The sequence below is a fragment of the Methylobacterium sp. WL116 genome (genome assembly GCF_008039455.1).
In the GTDB taxonomy this organism is placed as follows: domain Bacteria; phylum Pseudomonadota; class Alphaproteobacteria; order Rhizobiales; family Beijerinckiaceae; genus Methylobacterium.
Map to the genome: position 1 here is coordinate 1 of NZ_VRUV01000899.1, position 1,086 is coordinate 1,086.

At 75.1% G+C, this 1,086-nt stretch carries 1 pseudogene; it reads left to right on the top strand.

The features are described 5' to 3' along the window. Positions 1-1,086 (top strand): annotated as a pseudogene (locus tag FV223_RS28305) (alpha-2-macroglobulin family protein); the annotation flags it as partial.

The following is a 1,086-nucleotide window of genomic DNA, read 5'->3' on the forward strand; positions in this document are numbered from 1 at the left end:
CTACCTCTACGGCGCGCCGCGCCCGGTCGAGGCCAAGATCACGCTCGCGGTCGGCGAGCCCGGCGGGCGGGCGCTGTCGCGCAGCCTCACCCTGCCGATCCTGCCCGAGGGCCCGGTTCTGGCGATCCGCAAGGGCTTTGGCGACGACCTGCCCGTCGGCGGCACCGCCGGCTTCGACGTGGTGATGGCCGCGCCCGACGGCACGCGCCTGGCGCAGGCCGGCGCGACCTGGACGCTGTCGCGGCTGGAGCAGACCTACCAATGGTATCGCGCCGACGGCCGCTGGTCGTTCGAGCCGGTGAAGTCCGTGCGCCGGGTCGCCGACGGCACCCTCGACCTGAAGGCCGACGCGCCGGCCAAGGTGGCCCGGGCGCTCGGCTTCGGGAAGTACCGCCTCGAGGTCAGCGCGCCGGGCCGGCCGGGGGCTGCGGCCTCCGTCAGCTTCAGCGTCGGCTGGAGCGGCTCGGAGACGGCCGAGGTGCCCGACCTCCTCGACCTCACCCTCGACAAGGCGGCCTACACGGCCGGCGACACCCTCCAGGCGCGGCTGAACCCGCGCTTCAAGGGCCGCGCCACCGTCACGGTGGTCGGCGACCGGCTGCAGGCGGTGCTCGACGTGGACGTGCCGGAGGGCGGCGTCACGGTGTCGATCCCGGTCAAGGCCGAGTGGGGCGCCGGCGCCTATCTCGTCGCCACCGCCTACCGGCCGCTTGACCAGGCCGCCAAGCGCCTGCCGGGCCGGGCGCTGGGGCTGGCGTGGTTCTCGGTCGACCGGGCCGAGCGGGCGCTGACGGTCTCGGTCGAGGCCCCGGAGAAGACGCGCCCGCGCCAGGACCTGACCCTGCCGATCCGGCTCGCGGGGCTCAAGGCCGGCGAGGCGGCCCGCGTCACCGTGGCGATGGTCGACGTCGGCATCCTCAACCTCACCCGCTACGAGGCGCCGAACCCGGTCGCCTACTTCCTCGGCCAGAAGGCGCTCGGACCCGAGATCCGCGACCTCTACGGGTACCTGATCGACGGGATGCAGGGCACGCTGGGCGCGATCCGCTCCGGCGCCGTCGCCGCGGTCGGGTTGCGCGCCCAGCG